This window comes from Bacillus sp. AP50, assembly GCF_040492675.1.
Lineage (GTDB): Bacteria > Bacillota > Bacilli > Bacillales > Bacillaceae_G > Bacillus_A > Bacillus_A cereus.
On sequence record NZ_JBEUTW010000248.1, the window covers coordinates 1 to 10,870 of the forward strand.

Here is a 10,870-nt window from a genome sequence, read left to right on the forward strand (position 1 = left end):
TTTGAAAACGCTTATCATCTCGTTTTCAGGGCAAAATACAGTAACGGTCGAAGAAAAATAGAACTTTTTTAGAAATTTTCTTTCTATTTCCATATAATTCTATTGACTTCTAAATATTTTGTAAATTAAAATGATTACATAAATATCCGTTATACAGGATTAGGGGGAAACAAAAATGGATGCAGCTTTAAAATTAGACAAAGCTGGAGAGCAACAATCACCAAAAAAACATCCACCAGGGTTGTACTTGTTGTTCTTAACAGAAATGTGGGAAAGATTTAGTTATTATGGAATGCGCGGCCTTTTAGTTCTTTATTTAACAACTGCTGCTGTTAGTGGCGGGTTAGGATTTGATAAGGCAGTCGCAGTGCAATTATATGGTACTTTTACAGCGGCAGTATATTTCATGCCAATTATAGGCGGATGGCTAACGGATCATTATATCACAAGACGTCATGCCATTACTCTCGGCGGAATCATTATGGCAATCGGCAATTTTGTACTATTCTCAATGAATACAAAAACAGGACTATTCCTTGGATTAATACTATTAGTTATTGGTAATGGATTCTTCAAACCAAATATTTCTACACTGTTAGGTGAATTGTATGGCGAAAATGATTCACGTCGTGACAGTGCATTTACTATCTTCTATATGGGTATTAACGTAGGTGCTTTCTTTGCTCCACTTATTTGTGGATTTTTAGCAGAAGATTTCTTTAAAACAAGCGCTAATGGCGTTATTGTAATGGGATATAAATACGGATTCTTAGCAGCTTGTATCGGTATGATTATTGGACAAATTGTTTTCAACTTATTAGCTCCTCGTTATCTTGGTAAAGCAGGAACAACAGTTGTTGGTAAAAAATCAAAAGATCAACCTGTAATCGAAAAGAAACCTTTAACAAAACAAGAGAAAAATCGTACTTGGGCAATTGTAATTTTAACTTGTTTCGTAGTATTCTTCTGGGCAGGATTTGAACAAGCTGGTAGTTCTTTAACACTTTATACAAATAAATTTGTAGATCGTACAATTTTCGGTTGGGAAGTTCCAACATCTTGGTTCCAATCCGTTAATCCAGCATTCATCGTACTACTTGCACCATTTGTATCTATGCTATGGTTAAAACTTTCTAAAACAAAACGCGGTGATTTAAACGTGCCAACAAAAATGGCATTTGGTATGATTTTACTAGGTATAGGTTATCTTGTTTTAACATTAGCAGTTCTAAAAACTGGAAGTAGTGAAGCAGATATAACTGTAAAAGCGAATTTATTATTCATCGTTATCACTTATCTCTTCCATACAATTGGTGAGTTATTCTTATCACCAATCGGTCTATCAATGGTAAGTGCAATCGCTCCTGTAAAATTAGCATCATTATTAATGGGTGTATGGTTAGCTGGTACGGGTATGGCTAACTGGTTAGCAGGTAAACTTGCTTCCTTTACACAATCATTAGGATACCTTGAAGTATTTGCAAGTATCGGTATTATCGTTATCGTCTTAGGACTTGTACTCCTTCTCTTCTCTAAAAAAGTTGCGAGTATGATGGAATAACACACAAAAAGACGCTTCTAAAATTAGAAGCGTCTTTTTTATTACTTCTCCTCTAAAGCTGTCACGTCCACATGAACGCTCTCACCAGGATTAGATACATCATACACTTGAGCACTCCCCTTCTGCTCATCACAGCTCTCAATCCATACTGGTACGCCCTCATATGTAACGTCAATTCTACTTGAAGAAGATAAAATTTGCTTCACACGTTTTACATCCATACTACTATCCCTCCTTTTGCTTACTACACTCCTTTCTATTTTTTCTTTTCCTTTTAGAATATATTCCGTAAGGCAGCATGTTGATTGATAGTCATTTCTTCCTCACATGCTAATATTTACTCTCTCGCTACCTTTCTGACAAATAAAAAAAGACGTATATTCTACACGTCTTTTTCCATAATATTCAAATTTTAAGAAAATAATGTTTTTACTACCGCACTTACTTTATCATTATGGATTTGATAATACACTTCTAATCCTCGTCTTTCAAAGCGTACTACTTTATTTTGCTTTAACTTCGTTAAATGTTGTGAAACAGTTGATTGTGGAATTTCTAATACTTCCTGTAGCTGTGTTACATTACATGTTCCTCTTTGCATAAGTTCCATTACTAGACGTAGACGAAGTGGGTGAGCTAACGCTCTTAACATTTGTACATCTTCTTCTGAAATACGACATTCGAATTGATTTTGGCTCATAAAGTTCCCCTCATTTTCGTTTTTATTTGCGTTTTTATGTTCTTTTTATTTATTTATATATCTGTTCTTATATTTCCTGTTACGACATAACTTTATCAACCTATAAAGCCGAAAAAATTTTCCATCTTTATCAGCAAAAATTCAGGAAAAAATCCTTGCTGATTTTGAATATTATACTATATGATATAACGAAAAAGCAAAATAATGGCCTACGAATACTTTGCTTGCAAACGTTGTTTTATCAGGCTTTTTGTTATATTTTCACCTCATTGAAATGCACAGTAACGGTATTGTAAAATACCGTCTATAATTGATAACCTATCGTAATGTAGTTGAACTATAATTAACCTCTTTGTTACGCTAAAAGGAATTTTCAGTAAAAAGAGATGATGTGATATTAAAAATTTGTTTCTTATTTTTTATTCGTATTGCAAGCGGTTGGATTGTTGTGCAAAACTTCCTATTAAATCCACTCACCGTTCCCCCCACTAGATCAAACAGGACAGATAATTGCATATATCAAACTTTATACTTAATATAAAAGACTTCATCTAATATACGCCTATAAGGAACATGCCATCTGAATAAGCAAAATAATATGCACATAGTTTATACAGCACACTTAAATTCATTTGAGTGTGTTTTTTGTCTACTTTATGAACAAAGCTTTTCTTTTAACACTATTATGGAATAATTATACTTTTTTACGTTGACAATAGTGTTGAAGGAGAATATACTAAGCATGTAAGTCGATTGTGAATAGTTTCACAAATAATGTGAATTTCTTCACATATAATAGATAGGAGTTGTCATTATTATGAGTACTTGGACACAAATTTATGACCCATTAAACAATATTTGGTTATCTGCACTAATCGCAGCACTTCCAATCTTTTGTTTCATCATTTGTTTAATGGGATTCAAAATGAAAAGTTACATGGCTGGTCTTTATAGTGTGATTGTCGCTATTATCCTTGCAATATTTGTTTATAAAATGCCAGCAACAGTAGCTGTAGCATCTGCCGGATTCGGTGTTTTATCTGGATTTTATCCAATTTGTACTATCGTTATCGCTGCAATTTTCCTTTACAAATTAACTGTTAAAACAGAGCAATTCAATATTATTCGCGATAGTATTTCAAGCATTACAAATGATCAACGTTTACAAGTATTATTAATCGCTTATTCTTTCGGTGCTTTCTTAGAAGGCGCAGCTGGTCTAGGGGTTCCAGTTGCTATTACAGCTGCACTACTTGTGGGTATGGGCTTTAATCCATTAAAAGCAGCAGGTATTTGTTTAGTAGCTAATATTGCTGGTGGTGCTATGGGTGCTATGGGTATTCCAGTTACAGTACCAGCACAATTAACTCAACTTGACGCATTAACTATTGGTCGTCAAACTGTTCTTATTTTACCTTTCATTAGTGTTATCTTACCTTTCTTACTTGTTTCAATGGTCGATGGAATTAAAGGTATTAAAGAAACTTGGCAAGGTATTCTTGTAAGTGGTGTTTCTTTCGCTATTACTCAATTCGCTGTAACTTACTTCTTAGGCGCAGAACTTACTAATATTTTCGCAGCCGTTGTAAGTATGATCTCTCTTGCATTATTCTTACGTGTTTGGCAACCAAAATCTTCTACTAAAGAAGAAAAACAAGAACCTAAAGTATCACATACATTCAATCAAATTTTATATGCTTGGTCTCCATTCGTATTCTTAACTGCATTTGTAACAATCTTTAACTTAAAACCGATTAAAGCTTTATTTGCTCCAGATGGTGCGTTAGCAAACTTAGTATTTAACATTCAGTTCCCTGGTCTTCATAATGCTGTTATGAAAACTACACCAATTACAAAAGCTGATACACCTTTCGCAGCTGTTTTCAAATTTGATGTATTCTCTTCTACAACTACTGCGATTGTACTAGCAATTATCGTTTCACTTATCGTTTACCGCGTAAAAGGTAAAATGGTTAAAGAATTAATGATTGAAACAATGAAAGAATTAAAAGCTCCAGTATATACAATTTGTAGCGTTATCGCGTTAGCTTACGTAGAGAACTACTCTGGTATGTCATCTACACTTGGACTTGCATTCTCTTCTACTGGTAATGCATTCCCAATTCTTTCTCCAATCTTAGGATGGATTGGCGTATTCATTACAGGTTCAGTAGTTTCAAGTGGTTCTTTATTCGCACCACTTCAAGCAGTAACAGCAGACCAGTTAAACATCGTCCCTTCTACACTCGTTGCCTTAAACGTAGTAGGTGGTACAATGGCAAAAATGGTTTCACCACAATCTGTAGCAGTTGCTTGTGCCGCAGTTGGACTAGTTGGTAAAGAATCTGCTCTATTTAAAACAGCAATGAAATACAGTTTAATCTTCTTAGCTGTTATTAGCTTACTTCAATTAAACGCTGTATTTAATATCTTTTAAAAATAAAACACCGATCCAAATGGATCGGTGTTTTTTACATTACATTTCTTTATTTTTTAATAAAGAAGCTCCAGCAATTTCAGGGTGAGTCATTTCGAATGGATCTAAAATAATATCCAATTCCTCTTCTGTCAGTACACCATGCTCTAAACATAACTCCCTAACAGATTTTCCTGTTTCAATTGCTTCACGTGCAATACGAGATGCTGCTTCATAACCAATATGAGGATTAACTGCTGTAATAATTCCAACACTTTGCTCAACATATTGCTTCAGCAATTCTTCATTTGCTGTAATTCCTTCAATACAATATTCACGGAATACACGGAATCCATTATTCATAATACTTATAGATTGAATTAAATTAAATACAAGCACAGGCTCCATTACGTTTAACTCTAATTGTCCTGCTTCTGATGCTAAGCAAATTGTATGATCATTTCCGATTACTTGGAATGCGACTTGGTTAATCACTTCTGCCATAACTGGATTTACTTTACCTGGCATAATTGATGAACCTGGCTGACGTGCTGGCAATTGAATTTCAGCCAACCCAACACGTGGCCCAGACGCCATAATACGAAGATCGTTTGCAATTTTAGACATGTTCATCATACATACTTTAAGTGCTGCAGATACTTCTGTGTATGCATCTGTATTTTGCGTTGCATCAACTAAATGCTCTGCACCAACAAGTGGGAACCCACTAAACGTTCTTAAATGTTTTACCACCTGTTCAATATACGTAGGATTTGCATTTAATCCTGTACCAACAGCTGTCGCCCCCATATTCACTTCATATAAATGTTGACGAGACTGTTTAATTCTTTTTATATCGCGCGCAAGCACTCGGCTATACGCTTCAAATTCTTGTCCAAGGCGAATTGGAACTGCATCTTGTAAATGTGTGCGTCCCATTTTAATAACGTGATCAAACTCTTTTGCTTTTTTACGAAAAGCAGAATGAAGTTCTTCCATTGTAATAAGAAGCTTTTCTAACATCATAAGAGTTGCAATATGAATCCCTGTTGGAAACGCATCGTTCGTTGATTGGGCCATGTTCACATGAGTGTTTGGGCTAATTTTCGCATACGCACCTTTTTCATATCCCATACGTTCTAACGCTCTATTCGCAATTACTTCATTTGTATTCATATTAATAGAAGTTCCGGCTCCGCCTTGAATAGGGTCCACGATAAATTGATCATGAAACTTTCCATCAACAATTTCTTGCGCTGCTTCTGCAATTTCATGTCCAATGTCTTTAGCTAAGTAACCAGTATCTATATTCGCAAGTGCCGCCGCTTTTTTCACAATTGCCATTGCTGTAATGAGTGATGGATGAATGCGATATCCTGTAATTGGGAAGTTTTCTACAGCACGTAATGTTTGTACACCATAATAAGCTGCACTTGGTACTTCTTTTTCACCTAAAAAATCTTTTTCTATACGTATATCCTTCGTTGCTATCATTTTTATCACCTATACTTTTTCATTCTAAATCCTTATCCAAAAAATCCGCCCTCTAAAAACACGAGTATCATTCAGAAGAATTTTTCAGTATCCACCTTCACTATATAGTACCTTTTTTGAAAGCGCAAACATTTATTTTTCTGTATATCCTTTTTATTAAAGTTTATAGAAAATCATTCTCCTACTTTCCTTATTTCCACTCGTTTAATTTGATGCATATCCTTTTCAAGGACTTTAAAATAAAAACCGTGTTTCTCAATAATATCTCCTTCAGCAACGATTTGTTTTTGTACCATAATCCAGCCACCAATTGTATCTACATCATCAGCAATTAAATGTATGCCAAGCAAATCATTTACTTCACTAATAAGCACTTTTCCCTCTACGATTTTATAGCCTTCACTTACATGCTCTATAGGTGGATTCTCATCTTCATCGTATTCATCTCGAATTTCTCCAACAATTTCTTCTAAAATATCTTCTAGTGTAACAATCCCTGCTGTACCACCATATTCATCATACAATACAGCTAATGGAATGTGTTTTCTTTGCATTTGTAATAGTAAATCATGAATTGGAATATTTTCTAGCACTTCAATAACTGGCCTTGTATATGGCATAATCGAGCACTCCTCGTCCCGATTACCATCCATATAACGAATAAATAAATCTTTTACATTAACCATCCCAATAATTTCATCTTTATCTTCACCAAATACAGGATATCTCGTGTACTTTTCTTGCGCGATTACTTTAATATGTGTTTCAAATGGTTCGTCCTCATATAAGCCTACAACTTCCGTACGAGGTACCATAATTTCTTTCGCTACTCTATTATCAAATTCAAAAATATTATTTACATATTTAAATTCCCTTTGGTTAATCTCTCCGCTCTCATAGCTCTCAGATAAGATTAACCTTAATTCTTCTTCTGAATGAGCTACTTCATGTTCAGAAGCTGGATGTAATCCGAATAAACCAGTTACAACCCTCGCTGAACCATTCAAAGCCCAAATAAACGGATACATAACTCGGTAAAAATAAATAAGTGGTTTCGATAACAATAAGCTAACTTGTTCTGCTTTTTGTATAGCAAATGTCTTTGGAGCAAGTTCCCCAATGACAACATGTAAAAATGTAATTACTGCAAAGGCAATAATAAATGAAACTGTACTGGAAATTGTAGGTGAGAATTGCAATTTTAAAAACAACGGCTCGAGTAAATGTTTAATGGTTGGTTCCCCTAACCACCCGAGCCCTAAAGCAGTAATTGTAATACCTAGCTGACAGGCCGATAAATATTCATCTAAATTTGTAGTTACCTTTTTAGCGGCCAGTGCACCTCGTCTTTTTTCGCTAACGAGTTGATCAATACGACTGCTACGTACCTTAATAATTGCAAATTCAACAGCCACAAAAAATGCTGTTAACCCAATAAGAATGACTACCATCAATAATTTTAAAATATCCACATATGCTCTTTAGCTTTCTTAGCTAAAGTTACACCTCCTTTTAAAAAGAAGTTTCACTTTAGTTTCTTCAATTATTGGAAAGCAACTCTATATAAAATCCACCAATTTTCAAACCTCATACAATTCTAAAGGTAAACCATCAGGGTCTTGGAAAAAGACGAATTTCTTCCCCGTTATTTCATCAATACGGATCGGTTCGGTCTCAACACCACATTGATTTAAATGCTTCACAGCTTCTTCTATATTTGTAACAGCAAATGCTAAATGTCTAAGACCGGCTGCTTCTGGAAAACTTTTGCGCTCAGGCGGATTTGGAAATGAAAATAATTCGATTTGATACTCTTCTCCTACACATAAATCTAATTTATAAGAATCTCGTTCCTTTCTATATACTTCATTCATTTCTTTAAAACCTAATATTCTAGTATAAAAATACTTTGACGTCTCATAATTCGAACAAATAATCGCAACGTGATGCACTCTACATATATTCATACTCTATCTATTCCTTTCTTTACCAAAGATGCATATTCTCCCTTGAAATGAAAAACATATATAGCAGAATATCTCTTTTAGGGGGCTTACCATGAAATTCATTACTTTTTTCGTCGGATTAATTGTTGTTTTCTTGCTCGCTTATATCGCTAGCAATAATAAGAAGCATATTAAATTTAAACCAATTTTTATCATGCTTATTATACAGTTAATTTTAACCTATTTACTATTAAATACAGAAATCGGCCTCATACTTATTAGAATCATTTCCAGTTTGTTTACAAAGCTACTCGAGTATGCTGCTAATGGAATAAATTTCGTATTTGGTGGTCTTGCAAATAAAGGTGAAATGCCATTTTTCCTTACTGTATTATTACCAATCGTCTTTATTTCTGTTTTAATTGGTATATTACAACATTTCAAAATACTACCATTTTTCATTCGTTGGATCGGGTACTTTCTTAGTAAAATAAATGGTCTTGGGAAATTAGAATCTTACAACGCTATCGCTTCTGCCATTGTCGGCCAATCAGAAGTTTTTATTACAGTGAAAAAGCAATTAGCTCAAATTCCAAAACACCGTCTTTATACACTTTGTGCCTCCGCTATGTCAACCGTATCTATGTCTATCGTAGGTGCCTATATGACAATGATTGAACCTAAGTATGTAGTAACTGCACTCGTTCTCAATTTATTTAGCGGTTTTATTATCGTACTCATCATTAACCCTTACGACGTTAAAGATGACGAAGATATTTTAGAAATCAAAGGTGAAAAACAAAGCTTTTTTGAAATGCTTGGAGAATACATTCTTGATGGTTTTCGTGTAGCCATTGTTGTCGGCGCTATGCTCATCGGATTTGTCGCATTAATTAGTTGTATTAATGACTTGTTCCTCATTATATTCGGTATTACGTTCCAACAATTAATTGGCTACGTATTTGCACCTATCGCATTCCTTATCGGTGTACCAAGCTCTGAAATTGTAGCAGCTGGCAGCATTATGGCAACGAAGCTTGTAACGAATGAATTTGTCGCAATGATGGACCTTAGTAAAATTTCTAATAGCCTTTCTCCCCGTACAGTTGGTATTATTTCCGTTTTCCTTGTATCTTTTGCCAATTTTTCTTCCATTGGTATTATTTCAGGTGCGGTAAAAGGACTAAACGAAGAACAAGGAAACGTTGTTGCGAGGTTTGGCCTTAAATTACTATATGGAGCTACTCTCGTTAGTATTTTATCTGCAATTATCGTAAGCATTATGTTGTAATTAGGTAAAATTTTATCATTTTCTTATCCCTATCTTTTGTATACAATAACGAATAGGTGTCTTATAAAGTGAAACTTTAATCAGAGTGGGGCTATCCCCACTCTGATTATTAGCCTTCACCAATCGGGTATTTACGGGCAGTTATCTCCCACCTAACTTCATTGTATTCACTGGACTTTGAGGTGGGAGTTTTACTGCTCGTTAATACCGGATAAATAATCAAGACATCTATTTTTTATACATGTACAATCGCTTTTATTTAGCGTAAAATATTTTTTATGTGTTTGAATACACTTCTAAATGTATACACTTTGATAGTTTTAAAGGAGAAAAAATGATGAAATCCGACACGAACAACAATACGCGAGCCAACAAAGGACGCTCAAAGAAAAAACGCCTACTTTGGTTCCTTCTTATTCCATTACTAATTGTAGCACTTGGAGCAGGAGGCTACTCCTTCCATATATACAGTAAAGCAAAGTCCGTCTTAAATAATGCTTATGCTGAACTAGGTCGAGGAGATAAGTCCAGTAAACGTGAAAAAGCTGTTAAACCTATGACCGACAATATTTCCGTACTAATTATGGGTGTTGATGAAAGTGATATTAGGGAAAAAGGTTATGGAAAAGCAACTCGAACAGATGCGTTATTACTTGCAACAATTAATAAAAACGATAAATCCGTTAAACTTGTAAGCATTCCACGTGACTCACGCGTCTACATTAAATCACGTGATAAATACGATAAAATCACACATGCGCACGTATTCGGTGGTGTAGACAGCACAATTGATACGGTAGAGAACTTTTTAGATGTTCCAGTTGATTATTATGTAAAATTCAATTTTAAATCCTTTATTAAAATTGTTGATTCTCTTGGTGGCATTACTGTGGACGTTCCAGTTGAATTCACAGAGCAAAATAGTAAAGATGAAGCAGATGCAATTCATCTAAAAAAAGGACGTCAACATTTAAATGGAGAAGAGGCACTGGCACTAGCTAGAACTCGTCACATCGATAGTGATTATATGCGTGGCCAACGACAACAGCTTGTATTAGAGGCCATTGCTGAAAAGGCACTATCTCTTAATTCCATTAATAAAATCGGTGGCCTACTAGACGCTGTCGATAAAGACTTAAAAACCAATTTAACTTTTGATGATATGATGACAATTACAAAAAATTCAATGGATTCAAATTTAAAGATGGAAAAAATGCAAGTAGAAGGTACAGATAAATATATAGGTGGTATTTATTATTACGTGCCAAATGAAAAAAGCGTCGATACTATTTCAACTACCCTTCAAAAACATCTCGGTGTTACGAATAAAAATGAACATAAAAAATTATAATAAAAAGGCTGCTAGATCATTCTAGACAGCCTTTTTATTATATTTTTCAACATATTTTTCATACACATTGTGACAAGAAGTGACAATTATTACAGCCTGTCTCTTATACAC

The 10,870-nt window shown here is 34.5% G+C and carries 9 protein-coding genes; 4 read left to right on the forward strand and 5 right to left on the reverse strand.

The annotated features are described in order from the left end of the window. Positions 1–175 precede the first annotated feature (175 nt). Positions 176–1,561, forward strand: a complete 1,386-nt coding sequence (locus ABWK52_RS18345) for a peptide MFS transporter (RefSeq protein WP_016083560.1) — start codon at positions 176–178, stop codon at positions 1,559–1,561. 41 nt (positions 1,562–1,602) lie between these two features. On the opposite strand, the gene ABWK52_RS18350 is transcribed toward ABWK52_RS18345, so the two are convergent. Continuing rightward, positions 1,603–1,782 carry an acid-soluble spore protein H gene (locus ABWK52_RS18350; protein WP_000382679.1) on the reverse strand — a complete coding sequence of 60 codons (180 nt, stop codon included), beginning with the start codon at positions 1,780–1,782 and terminating at the stop codon, positions 1,603–1,605. Positions 1,783–1,973: 191 nt separating this feature from the next. Next, entirely contained in the window at positions 1,974–2,261 is a 288-nt protein-coding gene (locus ABWK52_RS18355; protein ID WP_000081428.1) for an ArsR/SmtB family transcription factor, read from the reverse strand. 817 nt (positions 2,262–3,078) lie between these two features. Between ABWK52_RS18355 and ABWK52_RS18360 the strand changes: the two genes are divergently transcribed. Continuing rightward, positions 3,079–4,698 (forward strand): L-lactate permease, encoded by a 1,620-nt coding sequence (locus ABWK52_RS18360; protein ID WP_098541032.1) that lies wholly within the window; start codon positions 3,079–3,081, stop codon positions 4,696–4,698. 39 nt (positions 4,699–4,737) lie between these two features. Here the strand turns inward: ABWK52_RS18360 and aspA are convergent, their stop codons facing one another. The 3 genes from aspA to gloA2 all read right to left on the reverse strand — a co-directional run bounded on the left by aspA (position 4,738) and on the right by gloA2 (position 8,138). Continuing rightward, on the reverse strand, positions 4,738–6,171 hold the full coding sequence (aspA, locus tag ABWK52_RS18365) for an aspartate ammonia-lyase (protein ID WP_000562132.1): 1,434 nt from the start codon (positions 6,169–6,171) through the stop codon (positions 4,738–4,740). Positions 6,172–6,344: 173 nt separating this feature from the next. Further along, positions 6,345–7,643: a hemolysin family protein gene (locus ABWK52_RS18370; RefSeq protein WP_061655584.1), complete on the reverse strand. Its 1,299-nt coding sequence runs from the start codon at positions 7,641–7,643 to the stop codon at positions 6,345–6,347. Between the two features lie 108 nt (positions 7,644–7,751). Then, positions 7,752–8,138: an SMU1112c/YaeR family gloxylase I-like metalloprotein gene (gene gloA2 / locus ABWK52_RS18375; protein ID WP_001017685.1), complete on the reverse strand. Its 387-nt coding sequence runs from the start codon at positions 8,136–8,138 to the stop codon at positions 7,752–7,754. Between the two features lie 91 nt (positions 8,139–8,229). Between gloA2 and ABWK52_RS18380 the strand changes: the two genes are divergently transcribed. Next, on the forward strand, positions 8,230–9,408 hold the full coding sequence (locus ABWK52_RS18380) for a NupC/NupG family nucleoside CNT transporter (protein WP_000668870.1): 1,179 nt from the start codon (positions 8,230–8,232) through the stop codon (positions 9,406–9,408). Positions 9,409–9,742: 334 nt separating this feature from the next. Further along, the gene (locus tag ABWK52_RS18385; RefSeq protein WP_141537330.1) at positions 9,743–10,759 is read left to right on the forward strand and encodes an LCP family protein; all 1,017 of its coding nucleotides are present in this window, start codon (positions 9,743–9,745) and stop codon (positions 10,757–10,759) included. The last annotated feature ends 111 nt before the right edge of the window (positions 10,760–10,870 follow it).